Origin of the sequence: Rhodopirellula baltica SH 1, from assembly GCF_000196115.1 — a bacterium.
Taxonomy (GTDB): Bacteria; Planctomycetota; Planctomycetia; order Pirellulales; family Pirellulaceae; genus Rhodopirellula; species Rhodopirellula baltica.
In genome coordinates this window covers 5,140,684-5,162,509 of sequence record NC_005027.1, presented here as the reverse complement: position 1 = coordinate 5,162,509, position 21,826 = coordinate 5,140,684, and the positions used below count along the sequence as shown (strand labels likewise).

General features: G+C 55.5%; 18 protein-coding genes. 6 read left to right on the top strand and 12 right to left on the bottom strand.

The window, feature by feature from the left end; translation table 11 throughout:
• Positions 1-9: 9 nt before the first annotated feature.
• From RB_RS19675 to RB_RS19660, 4 genes are all read right to left on the bottom strand, one after another.
• The gene (locus RB_RS19675) at positions 10-1,350 is read right to left on the bottom strand and encodes a DUF1501 domain-containing protein (protein WP_011122381.1); all 1,341 of its coding nucleotides are present in this window, start codon (positions 1,348-1,350) and stop codon (positions 10-12) included.
• Between the two features lie 6 nt (positions 1,351-1,356).
• Positions 1,357-3,648, bottom strand: a complete 2,292-nt coding sequence (locus tag RB_RS19670; RefSeq protein ID WP_164922951.1) for a DUF1549 domain-containing protein — start codon at positions 3,646-3,648, stop codon at positions 1,357-1,359.
• A 124-nt stretch (positions 3,649-3,772) separates the two neighbouring features.
• Positions 3,773-4,582, bottom strand: coding sequence for a nucleotidyltransferase domain-containing protein (locus RB_RS19665; protein WP_011122379.1), 810 nt, complete (start codon positions 4,580-4,582; stop codon positions 3,773-3,775).
• Positions 4,579-5,523, bottom strand: a complete 945-nt coding sequence (locus RB_RS19660; protein ID WP_011122378.1) for a nucleotidyltransferase domain-containing protein — start codon at positions 5,521-5,523, stop codon at positions 4,579-4,581. Before RB_RS19660 ends, RB_RS19665 begins: the two co-directional genes overlap by 4 nt.
• A gap of 165 nt (positions 5,524-5,688) precedes the next feature.
• Here RB_RS19660 and RB_RS19655 point away from each other — a divergent pair, with 165 nt between their 5' ends.
• Entirely contained in the window at positions 5,689-6,495 is an 807-nt protein-coding gene (locus tag RB_RS19655; protein WP_011122377.1) for a TIGR02452 family protein, read from the top strand.
• A gap of 39 nt (positions 6,496-6,534) precedes the next feature.
• Here the strand turns inward: RB_RS19655 and RB_RS19650 are convergent, their stop codons facing one another.
• The 4 genes from RB_RS19650 to RB_RS19635 form a co-directional block, all read right to left on the bottom strand.
• Positions 6,535-8,517, bottom strand: coding sequence for an SWIM zinc finger family protein (locus tag RB_RS19650; RefSeq protein ID WP_011122376.1), 1,983 nt, complete (start codon positions 8,515-8,517; stop codon positions 6,535-6,537).
• A 63-nt stretch (positions 8,518-8,580) separates the two neighbouring features.
• Entirely contained in the window at positions 8,581-9,381 is an 801-nt protein-coding gene (locus RB_RS19645; protein WP_011122375.1) for an SDR family NAD(P)-dependent oxidoreductase, read from the bottom strand.
• The gene (locus RB_RS19640) at positions 9,381-10,304 is read right to left on the bottom strand and encodes an LLM class oxidoreductase (RefSeq protein ID WP_164922950.1); all 924 of its coding nucleotides are present in this window, start codon (positions 10,302-10,304) and stop codon (positions 9,381-9,383) included. The genes RB_RS19645 and RB_RS19640 overlap by 1 nt, the downstream gene beginning before the upstream one ends.
• A 144-nt stretch (positions 10,305-10,448) precedes the next feature.
• A complete protein-coding gene (locus RB_RS19635; protein ID WP_011122373.1) occupies positions 10,449-11,435 on the bottom strand; it encodes a zinc-dependent alcohol dehydrogenase family protein in 987 nt (328 codons plus the stop codon).
• A gap of 153 nt (positions 11,436-11,588) precedes the next feature.
• Between RB_RS19635 and RB_RS19630 the strand changes: the two genes are divergently transcribed.
• Together RB_RS19630 and RB_RS19625 are read left to right on the top strand one after the other, a co-directional pair.
• Positions 11,589-11,975, top strand: a complete 387-nt coding sequence (locus RB_RS19630) for a winged helix-turn-helix transcriptional regulator (protein ID WP_011122372.1) — start codon at positions 11,589-11,591, stop codon at positions 11,973-11,975.
• Positions 11,976-12,154: 179 nt separating this feature from the next.
• Complete coding sequence (locus RB_RS19625) at positions 12,155-12,961, top strand: SDR family NAD(P)-dependent oxidoreductase (RefSeq protein WP_011122369.1); 807 nt, start codon at positions 12,155-12,157, stop codon at positions 12,959-12,961.
• Positions 12,962-13,032: 71 nt separating this feature from the next.
• On the opposite strand, the gene RB_RS19620 is transcribed toward RB_RS19625, so the two are convergent.
• Together RB_RS19620 and RB_RS19615 are read right to left on the bottom strand one after the other, a co-directional pair.
• The gene (locus RB_RS19620) at positions 13,033-15,531 is read right to left on the bottom strand and encodes a PVC-type heme-binding CxxCH protein (RefSeq protein ID WP_231845808.1); all 2,499 of its coding nucleotides are present in this window, start codon (positions 15,529-15,531) and stop codon (positions 13,033-13,035) included.
• 130 nt (positions 15,532-15,661) lie between these two features.
• Positions 15,662-17,269 (bottom strand): sigma-54-dependent Fis family transcriptional regulator, encoded by a 1,608-nt coding sequence (locus RB_RS19615; protein WP_193427788.1) that lies wholly within the window; start codon positions 17,267-17,269, stop codon positions 15,662-15,664.
• Positions 17,270-17,492: 223 nt separating this feature from the next.
• Between RB_RS19615 and RB_RS19610 the strand changes: the two genes are divergently transcribed.
• The 3 genes from RB_RS19610 to RB_RS19600 all read left to right on the top strand — a co-directional run bounded on the left by RB_RS19610 (position 17,493) and on the right by RB_RS19600 (position 19,698).
• Positions 17,493-18,086: a carboxymuconolactone decarboxylase family protein gene (locus tag RB_RS19610; RefSeq protein ID WP_164922248.1), complete on the top strand. Its 594-nt coding sequence runs from the start codon at positions 17,493-17,495 to the stop codon at positions 18,084-18,086.
• A gap of 49 nt (positions 18,087-18,135) precedes the next feature.
• Positions 18,136-18,606 carry a nuclear transport factor 2 family protein gene (locus tag RB_RS19605; protein ID WP_011122365.1) on the top strand — a complete coding sequence of 157 codons (471 nt, stop codon included), beginning with the start codon at positions 18,136-18,138 and terminating at the stop codon, positions 18,604-18,606.
• Positions 18,607-18,714: 108 nt separating this feature from the next.
• A complete protein-coding gene (locus RB_RS19600; RefSeq protein ID WP_011122363.1) occupies positions 18,715-19,698 on the top strand; it encodes an alpha/beta fold hydrolase in 984 nt (327 codons plus the stop codon).
• 12 nt (positions 19,699-19,710) lie between these two features.
• On the opposite strand, the gene RB_RS19595 is transcribed toward RB_RS19600, so the two are convergent.
• Together RB_RS19595 and RB_RS19590 are read right to left on the bottom strand one after the other, a co-directional pair.
• Entirely contained in the window at positions 19,711-21,084 is a 1,374-nt protein-coding gene (locus RB_RS19595) for a FecR family protein (protein ID WP_011122362.1), read from the bottom strand.
• A complete protein-coding gene (locus tag RB_RS19590) occupies positions 21,081-21,650 on the bottom strand; it encodes a sigma-70 family RNA polymerase sigma factor (RefSeq protein WP_231845807.1) in 570 nt (189 codons plus the stop codon). The genes RB_RS19595 and RB_RS19590 overlap by 4 nt, the downstream gene beginning before the upstream one ends.
• Between the last annotated feature and the right edge of the window lie 176 nt (positions 21,651-21,826).

Here is a 21,826-nt window from a genome sequence, read left to right as displayed (position 1 = left end):
AGTGACGCACTAGCTCATCAACTCGGTGATCGGAGTTGCGTCGCTGACCAAGTGAGTGGGACGTCCCTCGCCGGTGTACATCATTTGGCCCGGATCGATGCCCATTTTTTCATAGATCGTCGACACAAAGTTCTCTGGCGAGAGGACTCGTTCGACGGCCGCGTAACCTTGTCGGTCGGTCGCACCGATGACTTGCCCGCCCGGCGTCTGGCCGCCGGCAAACACGACGCTCATGGCATTGGACCAGTGGTCGCGACCACCGCGTTCGTTGATTTTGGGCGTCCGTCCGAACTCACCCAAGACAACCACCAAAGTGCGTTCCAGCATGCCTTGTTCTTTGAGGTCGGAAATCAACGCCGCGACGGTGGCTTCAAACGGCGGCAGTTTCTTATCCAGCGCATTGAAGATGTCGACGTGATGATCCCAGCCTCCGCTGTAAAGCGTCACGAAGGGAACGCCCGCACCGACCAGTCGTCTCGCCAACAGGGCTTGTTGGCCAAACGGGTTCCGCCCGTAGGCATCGCGAATTGCGTCGGATTCTTGGTGGATGTCGAAAGCGGCCTGAGCTTCTTTGCTGCTGATGATTTGCAGGCTCTGTTGATAGAACTCATCGACCGCCAAGGTTGGGTCGGCGACGCTGGCGTCATTGAAACGCATCATCGTGTCGATGCGTTGACGGATTTGTTGTCGCGAACTGAAGCGGCCATCGGTCAGTCCCGTGGGAATCGTGACATCACGCACGCGAAAGCTGGAACGGTTGGGATCGTCGGGAACCACAAACGGTGCGTACTTGCTGCCCAAGAAGTTCGGCCCGCCCGATCGCGACATCCGGGGCAGCGAAAAGTAAGCGGGGATCCCATGTGGTGCGCCGATCTCTTTGGAGACCACACTGCCCAGGCTGGGATGGAAACTGACAAACGCACCACAGCCAACAGGGATGCGAGGCGGGGCCCCGGTCATCATGTAGTGATTGCCGGCACCGTGGTTGCCTTGGTCGTGTCGAATCGATCGAACAATGGCCAGGTCGTCGCTGATCGCCGCCATCTTTTGCATCGGTTGGGCGAACTGGATCCCAGGCGTCTGGGTCGCGATTGGCTGGTAAGAACCGCGAATTTCGACGGGTGCATCAGGCTTCGGGTCAAACGTCTCGTAGTGACTGGGGCCACCATCCATCCAGACCAAGATGCATGCATCGGCCTGAGCGGTTTTGCGGCGAGAACCTGAACCCTCCGACGCGCGTGCTTGTGCACTGAGCGCCCCCGAGAGGCCTCCGCCGATCAGTCCGCCAAGACCCAATTTCAGACCGTCGCGGCGCGTCAGTCCTTCACAGTTTGTCCAAGTGTTCGACATGGTTCATCAGTTTTGAATAATAAACTCAGGCGAATTCGTCATCGCCCAGATCAAATCTTCAATGACGCGTCGCCGGTTCTCTTCGGTGGCGACGTCGTCCTTCGCATCGCTGCTTGGATTCGCTTCGTCGCTTTCGCTGGCTTCGCGAATCAGTGTTTCGGCAAAGCTTTGTTCGTCGGCGTTTGGTTTTCGCGAAAAGATGGCCAAGTACAAATCCGTGACGATGTCCGCGGGTGATGAGTCACTTTTGGCCAGTCTTGCGGCACGTCCCGAATCACTTCGGATGCGTGTGTCCAGTTCTCGTGCGTTCATCAAGTGCAGCGTCTGGGTGACCGACGAATCGGGGATGCGTTCGCAGGGCGGATCCTTGTTCTCGTCGGGTCTGCCAAACGTGTCCAAAAACGTCGAATCGATCCGGTGCGTCCAGACTTGGTTGGCTCGCGATTCGGGAGCCAACGCAGAAAACGATTCAGACGTTTCCGTCACATCCGCGACCGCTTGGGCCAGCACCTCGGCTCGCAATCGATGCCGGTAGTGACGCGAGTAGTTCAATCGGTCGGCTGCGTTGGTTTCGTTGGGAACGGAACTGAGCGAGTAGACGTTGGAGAGCACGATGGTCTTGATCAAGTTCTTTTGATCGAAACCGGATTGTTGAAAGTGCTCGGCCAAGGCATCCAGCAGTGCCGGGTTGCTGGGCGGGTTGGTGCTGCGAAGATCGTCGACGGGATCGACGATGCCTCGGCCCATCAACTGTGCCCACACGCGATTGACGTGAACCTGGGCGAAGTAGTCGTTGTCCGGGGAGGTCATCCATTCCGCGAGTGCGTCCCGTGGGTCCGAACCCTCGGGCACGTCGGCCGTTCCGAACAGGGGCGATGGAGGCAGCACTTCGTCGGTCACCGGATGTTTGACGTCGCCCTTGGTCAAAGCGTAAACGATCTCTTCGCCGCCGGAGATTGGCGGGGACAAACCTTTGCCTTTGCGACCGACTTTGCCAAAGTAGGCGGCGAAGGAATAGAAGTCGTGCTGGCTCCACTTTTCAAACGGATGATGGTGACACTTGGCGCATTCCAATCGGACGCCGAGAAACAATTGGCTGACCAACGTGGCAACTTCATCGGGGCTGCGTCGATCACGGAACAGCGTCACCGCTCCGTTGTGCCAAGTGCTGCCTTTGGCTGTGATCAGACGTCGTGCAAATTCGTCGTAGGGAACGTTCTCTCGAAACTGCTGGCGAATCCAGTTGTCATAGTTCAGGACCGCCTTGATTCCGACGCGATAGGGATTGGGACGCAGCAGGTCAGCCCATTGGTTGGCCCAGTGATCGATGTATTCGGGTTGATCGAGAAGACGATCGACCAACTGTTCACGCTTGTCGGAATCTTGCGAATCCAGAAATTCGCGAGCCTCCTCCATCGTCGGCGGCCGTCCGATCACATCGGTGTAAACGCGTCGCAAGAACGTTGACTCACTGGCAGGATCCGAAACTTGGATTTGAAGTTGGTTCAGTTTTTCATAGACCAAGTCGTCGATGAAATTCGCACGGGCTTGTTGCTCGTAGAATTCTTCGGTCAACGCGGTCGTTCGCGGGATGCTGACATTGGCCACACAAATGTGATTCATGTAGCGAGCCATCACCGCGGTCTCGCCTGGAATCGGTCCGGCAACGAGTTTTCCCGTGGCGTTGACCGATGTGATCGCATCGTCGTTGGACAGATACCCAGTCAAAGATGTGACATCTCTCTGGCTGCCATCGCTGTAGTGAGCCACCACCGCGAGCTGAGCCGTTTCGGATGGTTTGAGCAGGAACTCGGTCTGAGCGATTTCAACGGATGTCACCGAGGGTTCGTCTGCCAGTCGACGCGGCGCGCCTTGACGAATCCAGGCGGTCAGGGTGGCGTAGGCCTTCGATCCCACTTCGATTTTTCGACCACCGCCATGGGGCAATTCGGCCGTTGCCTTTTGAACCAACAGGCTGGACTCGGGAGACCGGATGGTGAGCCGTCGCCCGCGGGCCTGTCGAACAATCGCGTCGTAATCGAAGTTGGAATCAAATCCCAGCAACGAAAGTTGGAACCCATTCTGGCCGCGTTGTTTGCCGTGGCAGGCACCCGCGTTGCAGCCGTGAGCAGCCAGGATGGGCTGGACGTCCAATTCGAAACTGACCGGCGTTTCAACGACGACAGGTGATTGCGAGCCGCTTGGCAACGTCTGGTTGGACGCAGTCGCCGGCAATGTCGGATCCGCGAAGGCTCGGTCGAGACCGACAAAGCATTGGCAGATGACCCCCAACAACATCGCTGCTATGGCGACGTGAATGGGCGATAACCTTGGGGAAAGGCGATCAGACATGGCGGGCGGGAGGTGGGTGGGGTCTGGGGAGGGACCTTCAGCATAGCCAATTGCGGAGCGCCGTTGGGAACTAATTTTCGCGAGGCACAGGATCGACCGCGTCGGAAACATCGCAACCGTTCAACCGGAGTCGCACCAGCAGATCGTTGAGAGCCGGGCGAGCGGTTGGAACCTCGGGCAAATGGGACTGTTCGTGAGCCTCCTCCAGTTGACGAACCAATCGCTCAAATTCGCCGGCATGAAAGTCAAGGTCGGCGGCATCGAGCGTTCCTTTCTCCGGCCCAGTTAGCTTGCGATCGATCAGCTCATCGATGTACGACAGTCTCGCGGTTTGATTGAGTGTCACGAGGTTGGACTCGACGACGCCCGCCCGCATCAAATGAATACCAGTCAACAGCACGCGGTACACGTAGAGCAGCGGTTTGACCCGCGGCGGTGTTTCCTTGGAGAACAGTTTCCACTGAGTCGCTGCGAAACCGAGGTAGTGGTGAGCGTGATGCCGGGTGATGCAGTTCTCCGCGATCGATTTCAGTTCGTCGTGTTCCGGCGTGGTGCGAACGACCAGCGGTGAGAAGACTTGTTCGAGCACGTAACCGTTTCGTCGCAACATCAGTCCAAAGAACTTGCCAACGTCGTGTGTGACCAGGTCAATCTCAAGGCCGTCGTAAACCCCTTCTTTCTCAATGGTCAGTTCGCCATCCTCCAAACCGACAACCGTTTGCAGTGGCAGCAAGTGCACGCCGCGAAGATCAAAGTCGGAGTTGGCGGATGGGAAACCGTACAGGTGAGCTCCACTGATGGTGGCGAACAACAGCGGATGGGGTGCAGCACGGATGTGCGGCAACATCTTGTCGTAGTCAATAATTCGGGCATCGATCATGGAAGGTCCTCTTGAATGGCTTTGCGGCGAGCATCGATCAGGAACGCATTGGCTCGTTCGTAGTCAGGACGGTCGGGCAGTGGGGTGGTTTGGAAAGCGGATTCGAATTCTCGTTGCAGTTCTTGTCGCCATTCATCTGCCGCGTGGAATGGCATGTCGCCATGTTTGATCGTCAGCAAGCGGTCTCGGTGCTGTCCGACATCAACGATTATCTCGCCGTTTTGCAGAACGTGCGTTCCCGACAGCAGCAACCGAATCAGGTGCATGACATGTTTCCACTTCACACGGCCTTGATTGCGGATGTCCGTTTGCATCTTTTTGAATTGCGAGGCGACGTAGCCTGAGAACGTTTGGAAAACGAGCTTGGACAGAAAGGCGTCGCGCATCGCCAGCAAGTCTTTGCCGAGCGGTGTGACCTTTTCGACAATTGGCGAATAGAGGCATTCCAGAACGTTCGGGTTCGCTTTCAAAGCCAGCACAATGAACTTCTGCAGTTCCCAGTAAACTTCCTGGGTTTGGTCGTTCTCAAGTTGTTCCGGGACACCATAGAGCGACCAATGAAGTTCGGCTGGCGGAAGGTAGATGCCTCGTCGATCTGTGTCGGAATCTTCGTCGTCCAGCCCGTAGGCTCGTGAACCGATCACACAGCGGTAAATGACACGCTCATACAGTCCCGAGTCCATCAGCGGTGCGGTGGTATTTCGGATGAATTGATTTTTGAACTCGGACAATCGAACGAGCTGGTCGTGATGAATCGCGGCTTCGAACCCGTCGCTGAACTTGACGCGATACGCGTGGGTGCGATCGACCGGCGACCGCACGATCACGCCAACCGCACCGGCGGGATGAGCGATTCGATCATTCGTTGTCATCACATCTTTTTGAGCGACAACCTGCGTGCCCGGTGAATGGATCAGCGAAGAGTGCTTGGGGAGATTCATCGAATTCGACTGATGCGGTAAAAACAGGAGGGCTTGATTGTAGGTGGTGGAAAGAGTCGAGCGGTCGAAGGTTCGGTGAAGATTGGAAACGCCAACATGATGAATCTGTTCATGTCATGATGTGTCTCTTGATGTCGGAATATGTCGCGTCGTTAGGAGAACAGCATGACACTCAAACAGCTCGCGCAAGAAGTCCTCGACCTGATCGATGCTGGTGAGTATCGAGTCGACGAGACGGTCGTGCGATTTGCCGAACAACAAAATCGAGCGGTGCAATCGACCCGGTTGTATCGACCGGATGAGCTCGAGTCTCTGCGAGCGGAACCCGCGAAAGTGAGGCAAGTTGTCCATGTAGTTGATGGAACGACTCAGGTGGTTGCTCAGCAATTGTCAGGTGCAGGTGAACTAGCGTTGTTGAACTTCGCTTCCGCACGCAATCCGGGTGGCGGTTTTTTGAACGGTGCAAAAGCACAGGAAGAAGACCTGTGTCGATGCAGTGGTTTGTATCCCTGTTTGATCGAACACATGGAATACTACGAAGCAAATCGAAATCAATCGTCGCTGTTGTACACCGATCATGCCATCTTCAGTCCCAAGGTTCCGTTCTTTCGAACCAGGGGCACCGGCGATCTGCTAGAGGTTCCTTTCTTCGCGTCCGTGATCACAGTACCGGCTCCGAATAGCAGACCTTTCCTGCGTGGCAATCCCAATGCGACCGAGGAGTTGGAGAGTACCTTCCTGCGGAGGTGGCGGAACGTTCTTCGAATTGCAAGGGATCAGAACGTGAAGTGTCTTCTTCTGGGGGCGTGGGGATGTGGAGCGTTCGGAGGTGACCCGTTGATGGCGTCACGCACCGCGAAGTCCGCAATTGCATCGGATGGTGGCGATATCAGCGAGATTGTTTTCGCCATTCCCGGTACCGGACGGCAGAGCAAAGCGAACTTGGACGCATTTCGCGAAACGTTCGGATGATGAGTGAAAGGTTGGCTGTGGATCCGGAGTGTGGCTTGCCTATCGTTTGCTCATGCTGCTTGCGATGCGGTCCCGGTCGATGCGATCAATGACTTCCATGAGTCGTGGCTTTCGGCCATGTTTTGTTTTGAAATCGGCCAGGATGTTTTCCCATTCCGCTTGCCGGTTGTTTTGAAACAAGAGCGTCTTGACCTTCTTGAGATGATTTCCGACCAACGGATATGTTTTGGTGTTGGTCTGCGCAGCGACGGACAACGCTTCACGCAGATAGATCTCGATCGCGCGTTCGGGATGAGATTTTTCAACCGACTTCGCCACCGACAAGCGATCAATGCGAGCGGAATGGAACCGCGAGTCCGATGAATTTGCATTCGCGGTATCGTACAACCGCAACGTTTCATCTGGCGAACTGTTTTTGATCGAAAGACCGATCAGTACATCGTAGTGTGGGCCGCGGTCGTGCCTCGTTTCGCTGACAGGTTGGTCGGCGTCCTGTCCGAGTGGTGCTCGCGGCAAGGGCCAAGCCTTCGTCGCTTTTGTTCGTCGCATTTGGTTGCGGTCCAAGTCCGGTCGTTTGCCCGTTTCCAAGAACCGGCGAGCCGCGGTTTCAGTGACTGCTTTGCATTTTGCTTTGTTGGATGCTTGGAGCAGCTTTTCAAACCCGTCGACCGATGGTGATTCGAAAAAGTCTTCGGCAGCGATCGCCGCGGGGATTTTCCATTCTTTCCGCTTCGATGCGAGTTCACCAATCAATTCTTGAAGGTGATGAATGATCCCACGGAATTGAAGGTCCGTTTCGCGAAGACCCCGAAAGGCGAGTTCTTCTGCTTCGGCGTCGAAGCCATCGTCCATCAATTCTTTGACCGCTCTCATGAAGCTTCCACATGTCAGCGCTTCAGCGACACTGATTTCACGAGCTTCTTCATCTCGACCACAGGCACGCAGGGCGTGAATCGCCATGCTTCCCGTTTGTTCGCGTTGGCGGTTTGGACTGACGAAACCATGCGGATCGGTTTTGGCGGGCAGAGAATGCAAGCGAACGATCAGTTCGTCGGCAGCCGATGACCAAGCCGACTTCGGCCATTTGCTTTGGAACAACTCTGCGACGGAGGCGGCCAGATCGTAGTCGTCATCGAGACTGAGATCGAACGCTACAAGCAATCTCTGCTCGTCGGTGAGTGAAGACTTTCGAATCGCTTTGGCGACCGTTTCCATACACTCGCACAGTTGACCGCAGACAGATCCATCGTCATGGCCTCTGTTGACTTGGTCCGTCCCGCGAGTCATCAGCTCCTTTCCAAGTTTGACCAGCTCGTCCGCATGCCCGGCAGCGAGCAATGTCGTCATTCGTTTTTGGAGTCCGCTGTAGTCAGGCAGTTCACCCTCACCATCCCAAGCGTCATACCACGCCTCTTCTGCGGTTAACTTTCGCATTTCTTTGTAGGCTTCCGCGAGCAATTTATCGAAGTGGCCACTGGCGATGGTGACTTCATCTGCTAGCGTTCGTCGGATGGAGGGTTCGGCGGAACAGCATTTCATCAATCGGTCGATCAAGTTCTCTTTGGATTCATCGGCCAAATATTCGCGGATCTGTTTGTCGGTTGTGCGTTGTTTCTTGGACGCCCCGGAGGATGGTTTCGGAGCGGGCGTCGTGTTGTCGTCTTGCAAGTGTTCAAACCGAACGTCGGTGTCAGAGATGCTCGGTGGGCGTTTGCCTGCTTCACAATCGGCGATCATTTTCAACACCGTCGCAACGCCATGCTTGCAGTCGTACCCAACCGGGCAAGAGCAATAGGAACTCAGTTGCACACCAGAACGCTTTTTGGTGTTGAGCGAGACCCGAGTGATGTAGGACTCGGTTCCTTGTACGGTGGCGATGATCGACCCATCACCGCAGAGAACCAGTTTGCGAACTCGACCCTGTTTTTGATAATCTTCGCCGCGCTGAATCGTTCGGCTTCCGGTCCAGCTTTCGAGCGTGGACCAGGTCAAGGTTTGCCACGCTTTGACGCTCACCGCCATGTATCAATTCCTTTTGTGAGTTTCTGAACGGGAGACGCGGAAGCCATTTGGTGCGATGCGGACTCAGACCGTCGCAAGTACCGATTCCAAATGATCGATGATCGCGGCATTTTTTTCTGCATCCAGTGCATCGGCGTGTGGCGTGCCGAATTCTCCGGCGTCGTTGTTGAAGTATTGGCCTGAGGCATCGGCGAACTCTTCGTCCAGAGCTGCACGGACAAGGATGTTGGCCCCGATCGTGATGTCTTTTCCTGGAACGCCGAACGCCTGATGGACCATCTTGCTGGAAAGCAGAGAGCCCGGATTCACGGCGATGATCGCTGGGCCATCGGTGCCAAGCTTATCAGCTAACCCTCGGGACCACATGGTGAGTGCAAGCTTGCTTTGGGAGTAGGCCTCCAGGTCGTCCAATTGAAGTTCACCGCGGAACGCAGCCATGTCGACAGGCTTTTGAGCGGCAGAGGAAACGTTGACGATCCGTCCGGATGAATCCATCCGCGATCGAAGTCGCTTTGCCAGCACGTAGGGTGCGATTGTGTTGACGACGAATCGAACATCAAGACCGTCAGGAGTCATCGGATCGGATGTGGACAGCACACCAGCGTTGTTGATCAGCGCGTCGAGGTGGTCATGTTTCGCGGCGACTGAACCGGCAAGCGACTCGACTTCATTGATGTCCGACAGATCCGCGAGGTGCGATTCGATCGATGCCTCGCTCGACAGCGAGTTTAGAGACTGCTCGACTTGTTTGAGCTTGTCCGCATTGCGGCCGTGAATCAAGACATGGTGACCTCGTGAGACCAATGCCTTGGCGGTTTCTAGGCCAATGCCATCGGTGGCACCAGTGATCAAAATGCGTTTCATTATGTTCTTTCTTCGTGTTGGAATTCGGGGAGTAGTTCGTCGGCGATTTGTTTCAAAGTCGTCTCAATGTCGGCTCGGTTGAATCGCAGGTTCAAGGCGATGTGATTGACACCCATTTCCTGCCGCGACCGCAGGTACTCGCGAAGCGGATTGATGCCGATTCGCAATCCCAGATGAATGGGTGTGGGCGGGGTGTCGGGGGACTCGGTGAGGTCGATGTAGAGCGGTTGCAAGACAGGTTGGTTGGGACGCCCGATGGTTCGCATTCGCTGGCGCCAATCCTGAATGACACGTGCTTGCGATTCGGCTGGTCGCGGGTAAGTCATCCAGCCATCACCGTGAGCCGCCAACCACTCAGGACTCTGTTGACTGCTGCCCGTGATCAGCAATGGAAGCCTGCCGGAGACCGGCTTGGGTAGCATGTCCATTTCGCCCGTGACTCGCCCGCGTTGGTTGTCGAAGCGTGGCCATGGATCACTCATCTTGCGGATGTATCGGTAGGACTCGCGAAAACTCGCACCTCGATCAACAAATGGGGCATTGATTGCGGGGGACTCTTCTGGACGGTCCCCGGAAGCCACGCCAAGGATCTGTCTGCCTCCAGACAGCACGTCCGCCGTGGCGGCGGCTTTGGCAACGTGAGCGGGATGTCGCAAAGGCAAAATGATGCTGGCAACACCCAACGCGATCCGTTCGGTCATCCCCGACAACATTCCGAGATACACGAATGGGTCATAAGTCTGGCCGGCATCTCCAAAAGCCGGGACATTGAATGGGACATCACGCAACCAGACCGCCGAGAAACCCAATGCTTCGGCAAGCTGCACACGTTCGATGTGTCGGTGCATTTCCGGGACAGGTCCATCACTGTAGTTTTCAATCGGAACCACCAATCCGAGGCTCAGTCGGTTCGCATGGAACACGCTGTTGTACCCACGGTTGATGGATTGGAATTCAACGGTTTCGGGAGTGGTTGCGGAGGACATCTCACTTTCGATCGATCAAGAGGAATGGAAAGCCGTCGGTTCGCGATGATCCATCCGGTTGACGTCAGTCAACATGACGCATCAGTTCTCGATGACGACTTTGCCCATGGCTTTGCCGCTTTCAAGTCGTGCGTAGGCTTCGCCAGCTTCTTCCAAAGAGAAGTTGGTTTCATCAAGGATGGGCGTGAGGGCACCCGATTCAGCGATCTCGGTCAGCTTGCGAAGAATGTCGCCATGCTCGGATCTTTTGTGGTTGTGCAACATGGGAATCAGCATGAAGACGACATGCAGCGACAATCCCTTGAAGTGAGCCGGTGTGAGATCCAACTCGCACATCGAAACCGTGGTTGCGACTTGCCCGTTGAGTGCAGCGGCTTCGAATGAGTTGGTCAGGTTGGCTCCGCCGACGGAATCAAACACCACATCGAATCCCGCCCCACCGGTGTGCTTGGCAACGTATTGCTCGACCGATTCGGTTTTGTAGTTGATGCCTGTCGCACCCAACTTTTCGATCAGAGCAAGTTGTTTGTCACCGCCGCCAGTGGAATAGACGTCGGCTCCGAAGTGTTTTGCCAATTGCAACGCGACGTGTCCTACGCCGCCTGATCCACCATGCACGAGGACTTTCTGGCCGGCTTGGATGCCTGCGCGAACCAGACCTTCGTAGGCGGTGATTGCGACGAGTGGCAAGGCGGCGGCTTCCTTCATCGACAGGTTCTTTGCCTTGTGCGCGATCAAGTCGGCATCGGCAACGATGTACTCGGCTAACGTGCCCGGTAGATCCGCCAGCCCGCCAGCGCACCCATAGACTTCGTCGCCGACGGAGTAGTTCTGCACACCTTCGCCAACGGCTTCGACAGTGCCGGCAAAGTCCATTCCAAGGAGAGCGGGTGCATCAGGTGAGAGAGGCAGGTCCTTTCCCATCTTGCGAATCATCGTGTCGACCGTGTTGACGCTCGAGGCGGCAATCTTGACCAGGACGTGCCCCGGTTTGACTTCGGGTTGATCGACCTCGGAAGCCTCGAAGGGGGCGTTCTCACCGTAGTTCTTGATCAGCATGGCTTTCATGAGTGGTTTCCTTTGAATCGAGATTGGATCAGACGCGAAAGAGATATTTCGTTGTTTTCGCGGTCGCCTGACTGTTTGTTTGTCAGTACGGTGTGATAATAGAGGTAGATGCCAACCCGGCAAGAACGCACTTTTCAAGCCTATAGGCACAAAATGGATACTAATGGAAAATCCCGGCACACGAACTACGAACTGCCGGCTTGTCCCGTGGAAGCAACGCTGGAATTGATCGGCGGCAAGTGGAAAGGCATCGTGCTTTATTACTTGATGGTCGATGGACGCCTCCGATTCAGCGTTCTCAAACGCAAAGTCGGCTGTGTCACGCAGAGAATGCTGACCAAGCAGCTTCGCGAATTGGAGGACAGCGGGTTGGTCAATCGGATCGTCTACGCCGAGGTGCCACCGCGGGTCGAATACGAATTGACGGAAGAGGGCGAGTCGCTCACGCCCGTGCTGCTGACACTGAAGAAGTGGGGCGAAGCTCACGCATTGCAACTACTGCAGGAACGCGAAAATCGCAAAGCGGTGGAAGCGTCGTGACCGATGTTTTCTTGGGGTGCATCTCCATGAGTTTTGTCATCGCATGGATTTAGGTTGCATGCGGGCGATGTTCGTATCTCGGCGACGCTTTCGGTTGCAACTGTAGTGGATGAGGCAACGAATCCTTCCACTTTCCTGAACACCGCACTCTTCTACCGACCATTCCCAGGACAACAGAGATGGATTTGAAATTAGGCGGCAACGTGGCTTTGATCACCGGCGGTGCGAGTGGGATCGGGTTGGCGACCGCGCGAATGTTTGCGGAAGAGGGTTGCTCGCTTCAGCTTTGGGATGTTTCGCCCCAAGTCGAAGAAGCGGCGAGCGAGTTGCGAGAGCAGGGCGTGAAAGTCGGCACCCAGATCGTCGACATTGTCGATGAAGAACAGGTCAAGCAAGCGGTCGGTTCCTGCATGGATGAACACGGACGTCTCGACCATGTGGTGCACTGCGCGGCGATTGGGTCGGGGAAGTTTGGGTTTCCGTTCACCCACGTTGCCCCAAGCGATTGGAAGCGAACTCTGGAGGTTAACGTCATCGGGATGGCGAACATCGCTGCAGCACTGGCTCCGCCGTTGGTTGAGCAGCGGTCTGGATCGTTTGTGTTCCTCGCCTCCATCGCGGGACAGATGGGGTCGCAGACCGATCCGCCTTACAGTGCCAGCAAAGCAGCCAACATCAACTTTGCGCAGTGTATGGCAAAGGACTTGGCACCGCACAATGTGCGGGTCAATACGGTTTGCCCGGGGATGGTGAAGACACCGCTGAACCGATCGGTGTGGCAGGCTTGGTACGAACGCACCGATCCTCGGGACCAACTTTCCTACGAAGACTGGACGGAGCAGAAGATTAAAAACGTGATCCCGCTCGCACGTTGGCAAACGAGCGAAGACGTCGCCGCAATGATTGTGTTTCTTTCGTCAGAACGAGCCAAAGAAGTGACTGGCCAAACCATCAACGTGGATGGTGGTTGCGTGATGCACTGCTAGCGGTATTGGGCGATGGCAAGCAATCAACGGAACATAACAACGGTCATTCTGTTTGGTTGTCAGACGCCACGTCATTCTTCGTGCAGCAACAAGTAAGCGAGAAGGTCCCGGATTTCGGTAGCAGTCAACGGATCGAGAAGCCCGGTTGGCATGATCGAGTTGGTGAGTTCTTGGCGTCCTTCGACATCATTTTTGTCGACGTAAAAAACCTTGCCATCCGATCCTATGTAGCCCTCGCGTTGACCCTCGCGAGCGATGATTAGTCCGTTCAGGACCTGGCCGTCAAATGTCAGTAGTTGTTGCGGGCGGTAGTAGGGTGCCATCTCCGCGCTAGGATGGACGATGTGCTTTAGCAACCAAGTTTGGGTAATTCCAGTTTGTTTGTGGATAGTTGTCAGGTCAGGACCCACCTCGTTGCCGCGACCGTTTACGGCATGGCACTTGTAGCAGCCTGCCAAGTTGTTGTGGAAGAAGAGACGGCGTCCAATATTCGGGTCTGGTTCACCTTCGACTTCGTCGATCAATGTGTTCCAGTCCGAGAGTTGGTCCACCGATGGCTTGGCAGGCAGTTTGCGTTTCAGCAGGCCAGCCGAGACGAGTGTACGTCTCGCTTCGTTTGCGATGATCGGGTGATGGTGATTCGCCAACTCTTGCAACACGTCGGAGTTCTCAGTCGCCAACGAGGCCAACCCTGCGATTGCATCGGCGCGAAGATTCGCATCGAGGGACTCATCGCCAGCGACCTTGTTCAGTGCTGATGCTTTGTTGGCATCGGGATGAATGGCAAGGATGTGCACCGCTTCTCGCTGGATGGTTGCATCGTTTAAATCAAGGAGCGATTCAAGGACACCGATGGTCAGTCGGGGGTGATCGACGTTGAGGGATTGCAGGGCAATCCTGCGAAGTTGTATCGGATTGCTGTCATCGAGGGTTAGTTTCAACAAGGTGTCATCGGGCGAGAATTCTCGCGTCGTTGGGCTGCTGATTTTGGCGAGGGACGCCACCACGGCTTTCAGGTCACGGCGACTCAAATCATCTCGTTTGAGAAGTTGTTCGAGTGAGACGCGATGATGTTCCAGTGTTTCGTCGGCGATCCATTTGATGGCGACGAAACGAACGTCGGAGGACTTGTCGAGTAGCAAATCTGGGATTCGATCGACGAATTGGCCGGAGGAGCCCTTTCGTTGGTCGATTCGTTTGAGAGTGACTGCGTAGTGGACGCGGGCGACCTCATTCATTGTTTTCCAGTCGAGGTCTTCGATCTCTTTTGGATGTTGAACCAGAGTGTTCATTGCCGCGGTTCGTACGTACGGATCTGGGCTGCCAAGTAGCTCAATTGCCTTGTCGATCGTTGGTTCGGCAATCTCATTGGTGCGTGGTAGCGGCGTGAGCGAGACAGGTTGTTTGAACTCAACTCGCCAAATTCGCCCGTGCCCGTGAACCGGATAGGAAATCTTGACCCAATCGCTGATGTAAAGGAACCTTCCGTCGGTTGAATAAGAAAAGTGGACTGGGCGGAAGTCATCTGGTCCGCTCAAGAATTGTTCTCGCGTGGCTTCCAGCGAAGCTCCCTTGGGCGTCAGCTTGTGCAAGTCGACTCGGTTGTCAGTCCATGACGCGGTGAGCAAATGGTTGACACCAAACGGGATCACACCGCAAGCTGCCTCGTTCAACACCCCGGCCATGCCGAGCGTTCCAGGATTTTCACCATTCCAGCAAACCAGCGGGTGCCGTCCTGATCGACCATACCGAAACTCGTAACCAAAGTCTGCGCCGGGGATAACGTGAAGCAAGCGATTGGGTGGTGTCGCGTCAGGATCGTTGTCGGTCGAAAAGAGGTTTCCGGCCAGATCATACGTCATCCCGAAGGCGTTCCAGTGTCCAGTGGAAAGTCGAGTGAGTTCCGCTCCATCGGTTCGGCAGCGGTAGGTCGATCCGCCTTCGCCACCACCGGATAGTTTGGTGCCGTCGGAGCCAACGAAGGTGTAGTCGACGCCGAGATTTTCACCGAACCCAAACGCGAGCGAGTCTGGATCCGCTGGGTCGATGGCCAGTCCGCCTATGCCGTTGTGCGGGTAGTCTCCTTCGGTCTCGCAGACGACCAGTTTTTCCGGTTCACCATCCGCGGATTGTTTGCTGGACGCATTGAGAAATCGCCCAATGAACCAACGCGTGCTGACGTACAAATGACCATCGGGACCAAACAGCAAATCAGTGCTGAAGGTATGGCCTTCATAGAAGACGCTACGTTTGTCGGCGACACCATCTCCATTGGTGTCTTCGAAGACGAGAATGCGATCGGTCTTCGGACCCGAGTAGTTGGATTCTCGTTTGTGAGTGTGGTTTTCTTGCACAAAGACTCGTCCATCCGGGGACACCGCGACACCAACCGGTGTCACCAGATCCGGGTTCTGAGCGAACAACGTCACCGATTTGATGTTGGGGTGATGGATCTGGGGAGTGAATGAGGCTTTGTCGTTGGACGCCCAAGACGATTGAGTTTGCGAGCGGGCGTCGTTGGTGGGCAATGCAAAAAGGCAGAGTAGAAAAATGGAGGTGAGATATTTCATCGACATTCGGTGGGACCGCCGGGTGGGAGTGGCAAGGTGGGATGCGAATCAAAACCAACTTAATGCATCCACTGGTCCCGAGGTGACATGATTCTTTCCGGCAGGCGTTCCAGACCTCTGTGGAGGCAGATCACGATGATGCGATGCCGAGTGATTTGATTCGTGATGCAAGGGTGGTCGGTTTCATTCCGAGTAGAGCGGCGGCACCCGTCTCGCCGTACACTTTGCCTCCACACGCTTGCAGTGCTTTGCGAATGTTGTTTGCCTCGAACAAGCGGAGTTCAGCGGCGGTCATGATCTCGTCGGGTTCGTGCGAGTGAACGGGGACGATGTTTTGCGAATCGATGTCGGGTTGTGACGCGAGATTCAGTTTCAGTTTACCGGGAGGAGATGTGATCAACGCTCGTTCGAGCACGTGTTGCAATTCGCGAATGTTGCCGGGCCAGTCATAACGCTGAAGTTCGTTGGCGTTGGCTCGCGTGAGTCTCGGTGTTGGCTTGCCAAGCCGTCGGGAAAGGCTCGTGAGCAAGTGATCGGCCAGCAGCGGGAGATCGTCTTTTCGATTTCGAAGCGGTGGCAAATCGATTGGGAACACACTGAGTCGGTAGTAGAGATCGAGTCGGAATTTGCCGGCTTCCGCTTCGGCCTTCAAATCACGGTTGGTGGCGGCGATGATTCGAACGTCCACCATGCGAGTCCGTTCTTCGCCGACGCGTTCCAGTTCGCCTTCCTGCAGAACCCGCAGAAGTTTGCTTTGCAGGTCCAAGGGGATTTCGCCAATTTCGTCAAGAAACAAAGTGCCACCATCGGCCAGTTCAAAGCGGCCAATGCGATCACGTAGAGCGCCGGTGAAGCTGCCCTTGGTGTGTCCAAAGAACTCGCTCTCATAAAGCTCACGAGGAATCGCCGCGCAGTTGACTTTGATCAACGGGTGTTCATGACGAGAGGAGCGAGCATGAATCTCGCGTGCGACCAGTTCCTTGCCAGTGCCGCTTTCGCCCATCACCAACACGGTCGAGTCGGTCGGTGCGACCAAGCGAATTTGCTGTGTGACGGTTTGCAACGCATCGCTTTGCCCGATCATCTCACCGAATGCTTCTCCACGAAGCTCTTCTTGGAGATAATCGTTTTCGAGTTCCAAACGTCCTCGCAGGCTTTCGATTTCTTCCCAAGCCTGCGCGTTGGCGATGGCAGACGCCACGTGGTCGGCAATCATTCGCAACCAATCGAAGCAAGCGTCACCGATCGTGGTGCGAGCGAAGACACTGAGTACACCCAGCACCTTGCCGCGGTGAATCAGCGGTTGTCCTCCAAATCCAAGAATACTTTCTTGCAAGGCCCAATCGCGATGCACCAACCAATCGGGATCGCCATCGATGTTGGGAACTTCCAAAGGAGTCCCGGTGGCAGCGATGCGTCCGACTTTCCGCACGCCAAGTGGGAACCGACGAAAAGAACCGTCAATGCGGCTGAGGTCCGTATTGGGATCCACGACCGATGTTCCTGCACTAGCCACTAAGTGAAGGCATTCGGTTTGGTCGGGGCACTCCGATCGCATCGGGCACGTGGGACAACCTTCGCCCGGTTGGATCAGCCAGATGCGAGCCAAGGCCACCGCATGAGAGCTGGCCAAATGATCAACGACCAATCGCAAAACGTCGGCGACGCTCCGCTGTTGAGGCATCGCCAGCAACAGTTTCTTGTGGTCACGGATCAGGGGAATTCGGTGTTCGATCATGGGTGACAGGATGCACGAGATGTCGTTGTGTTGCAACGAAAAATCGTTGGGTCACGAAATTTCGTGCTCATTGTTTGATTGCACGTGTTTTTGTAAGTGGTTGATAGTGTGAGACTTACAGGGCAGTTGTGAGGATTGGCACAGTTCGTGCCTAAGGGAGACTCGACACCGATGATCGAATTCGGTGCTTTTCAACTCTCTCGGATCCCAATGGAGTCCAATCATGTCCCGAATCGAAACCGTGAACCCAGCTCTCGCGACCGGTAAAGCCAAAGAGTTGCTCGACGCTGTGCAAGCCAAGCTTGGGATGACGCCCAACCTGATGCGTGTGATGGCCAATTCACCGGCTGTCTTGGATGCGTATTTGAAGTTCAGTGGCGCTCTCGCGGTCGGTGCACTGACTGCCAAACAACGCGAACGCATTGCCTTGGCAGTGGGCCAAGCGAACTCGTGTGACTACTGCCTCAGTGCCCACACCGCACTTGGCAAAATGTCGGGCCTGACCGCGTCTGAAATTCTTGATGCTCGTCGTGGCAAAGCGGACGACGCCAAGGCCGGAGCCATCCTGGCGTTCGCAAATCAAGTTGTCGCGAAGCGTGGGTTGGTCTCGGACGCCGATGTCACAACCGCTCGCGAAGCAGGGGTGACGGATGCGGAGATCGCAGAAACGGTCGCCAACGTTTCTCTCAACATCTTGACCAACTACCTCAACCATGTCGCTCAAACCGAAGTGGACTTCCCGGCTGCCGAAAAGTTGTCGGACGATTCGACAATGGATTCGTGCGGTTGCCACACGGAAGCGTGCAGCGTCGCTTGACGCGATGCGAAGTAACCAAACGTTGCGCTAGAAACATTGGAGAATCAACATGGCAAGCCCAACTGACATCCGGCCGCCTTTCACGAGTGAGTCCGCCATTCAAAAAGTGCGAGCGGCGGAAGACGCCTGGAACTCGCGGGATCCGCAGCGAGTCTCGCTGGCGTATTCCATCGACAGCGAATGGCGCAACCGAGATACGTTCCTGCGGGGACGCGATCAGATCGTCCACTTCTTGTCTGGTAAGTGGAAGTCGGAACAGGAGTATCGCCTCGCGAAACAATTGTGGGCGTTCTCTGAAAATCGAATCGCCGTTCGGTTCCAGTACGAGTACCAAACCGAGGCCGGAAGTTGGTTTCGTGCCTATGGCAATGAAAACTGGGAGTTTGATCCCGATGGTTTGATGCGGCGACGTGAGGCCAGCATCAACGACCATGCGATCGATGTCTCGGAGCGAAAGTTTCATTGGCCGTTGGGTGCCCGACCATTGGACGACCCTGGCTTGCAAGAGCTCGTGAAATGAAGCGGCCGATCACTTGCCCTCGCGTGAACTCCGCTTCCGCGAGGGCGTTTTGGCGGCGTAGCAGACGATTGAACATCCCATTAACCAACCAACTCGAAATATCGAACTATGAAAACTCAATCAATCACCCAGTTGGTCATCGGAGCTGCCATTGCTGTGGCTTTCGTTGGACCCATCACAAAGACCGCCCGCGCAGATGACCGCGGGCATGTCACTGCTGATTCACAGGTCATGCATCGCACGATCCAGATCGATGACCTGGAGATCTTTTACCGGGAAGCGGGGCCGAAAGATGCACCGACATTGTTGCTGTTGCACGGGTTTCCGACTTCTTCCCACATGTTTCGAAATTTGATTCCTGCTTTGGCGGATCGCTATCACGTGGTCGCACCGGACTATCCCGGGTTCGGGTTCAGTTCGGCTCCGTCGGTCGACGAGTTTGAGTACTCGTTTGATAACCTGGCTCGTGAGATTCAGGTTTTCACTGAAAGACTGAAGCTGGACCAATACTCGCTGTACGTGATGGACTACGGCGCCCCGATCGGATTCCGCTTGGCGACGGCACATCCTGAACGAGTTCAAACGCTGATCATTCAGAACGGAAACGCCTACGAAGAAGGCATCGACAACCAGTTTTGGGTGCCCGTGAAAGCGTTTTGGAATGAACGGTCATCTGAGAACCGGGACGCGCTTCGTTCGATGTTGACGCTGGATGCGACCAAGTGGCAATTCACCAACGGCGTTCGCAACGCCGCGACGATCAGTCCGGACAACTGGGGACATGTGCAGCCACTGCTCGATCGTCCTGGGAACGATGAGATTCAACTCGAGTTGTTCCACAGCTATGGCAGCAATCCAGCGTTGTATCCCCAGTGGCAAGCTTACCTTCGCAAGCATCAACCGCCGACATTGATCGTGTGGGGAAAGAACGATGCGATCTTCCCTGCTGAAGGTGCATACCCCTATCAACGCGATTTGAAAAACGCGGAGTTGCACTTGCTCGACACCGGACACTTCGCATTGGAAGAAGATGGTGAGGTGATCGCGAATCACATGCGACGGTTCCTTGGCCAGCACGTGCATTCACGCTGAACGACGCGGCCTTCACTGCCAAACACGCAGAGTAGGACCGGGGATGGATTCATGTCGCGAACTGGCAAACGCATGGACCAAACCGCCGCCCATGGTTTCAGGTGTGTCCCGTATGATCACCAACTCGATGACTCCATTGCGGTGTTGGTTCAAAAGTTCATCGAGTCGAGTGGACTCGATGTTGTGGGCCCCCGATTGAATCCCCTTGGGGATCACAAATCGATCCAGCAACGACCAATCAGCCGTTTCGGTTTGCAGATCCAGCCACTGGGTTGATTCGAGTGAGAGTCGAGCGGTTCCAGGAGGAATGGGGCGTCCGTAAATTGAGAAGGTGGCGTCCGGGGTTCTGGAAGCGAAACCGATCCCGGACGGGACGGCGGTCAGTTGCAACGAGGTTCGCTGGATCGGTTGCTCGGAGAGGTTTCGCAGGTCAAAACGCAAGCGGATTTGGCGATCGAATCCGATTTGTTCGCTGGATTTCTTGACCAGCAGCAGGTCCTCGGGCCCCTTGCGGATGTTGGGATTCCTTTGGACCCAGATGTCTCCACCGTTCCCTTGCGCCGCGATGATTTGGGTGAGTTGTCCGGAGTTCTGTTCGAGCGGCACTCGGTATTCGCTAGCGGCCACAATTTGCTGAGGCAGCAACCAAGCGGATGTTTGTTCGGTCATGCTGCGGGTTTCTCCCGTTGCGGCCACTTCGATGTCGACTTGTCCATCGAACACCTCGACCACCGACGCTCCACCGGATTTCACAGACACACCAAAGCTGGTCCCTTGATCAATCAGGCGGCCGTTGGGGGTGTCGACGACAAAGCCTCGCAAGCCATCGCGAACGGTGATCACAGCGGTCCCGCTGACAAGGCGGCAGTGCATTGGATCCAAAATCTGCAGCTCCGCAGGACCTTCCAAGTTCAACTGCGTTTGATTGTCAAAACGCAAGGAGGCGAATCCGCTGGCCAACCGCAAGCGTCCGGTGCCCAGTCGTTGTCCTTCGGCGAGCGGCATGGTCGAGGTCTGCCACAAACACTCGACAGTTTGTTCGAGCACCGCGAACGTTTCGGTGGATGGTGACTCGCTTGGATTGCGATTCCAAAACGTCACGATCAAAAGAATGGATGCGGCCAATCCGATGGCCCACGGAATGAGTTGCCACGGTCCAAGCTTTGATTTTTCGCGAGTCTCCAACTTCTCGGCTGGCCGTTGATCACGAGCTTCGATGCCCAGCAAGCACAGGTCGCCATGCAAACCCGCGGCTTCGGCGAAGTCTCGGATTCTTTCTGGAGAAGCCATCGCGATGGATTCGAGTTCTTGAATTTCTGCTTGGGTTGCGCGGCCATCCAAAGCAGCGTCTCGTAACTCGAGGTAGCGTTTTTCGACGTTGGTCATGACGTCACTCCTGCGTTCATTTTTCGAGTCACACAGTCTCGCAACGAATCCCGAATGCGACTGAGCATGCGATAAACGGCATCGAGGGATCGGCCGGTGCGAGTGGCGATGGATTCGATCTTTTCACCCTCGGTGTACCGCTGGTCGATCAGTTGCCGGTGTCGCTCGGGCAACGATCTGACACAGGCACGGAGATTTTCGAGACGTTGATCGTAGCGGTCCGTTTGTGTGTCCAGTTGGGTTGCCACCGCGGTCAAGAACTCATCTGAAAATTGCAGACGGCTGCGTTGTTGCTTTTGCCGCCACGCTCTCATTTGATTGAATGCGACGCGACAGGACCACGCGGTGAAATTGGTGCCCCATTCGAAGTCATCGAATTTTCGCCACAGAACCAAATCGGTCTCTTGCAAGACCTCCTCCACATCGTTGCGGTCATTCATCAGGCTCATCAGGTAGGCAAACCGATGACGACGGGTTTGCCCGAGCAACCGCACAAACTCTTCGGTGTGATCGATGGGACCGGTGATCGATGCATCGTGTTCGGGAGTTTCGTGAGATGGGTTCATGCCGTTGATCAATCGCGGTTCGGACGGTGTCTTGTCATGCAAAAGAAGACAGCCGATGGGACGCCTTTTTGGACAAAAATGTGGGGGCAATCTCAAAATGGTCGATAATTCATGTCCAATGTTTCCGTGTTCCGCTATTTCAAGGCAGTTCAGCCACCTTGGAACGATTCTCACAC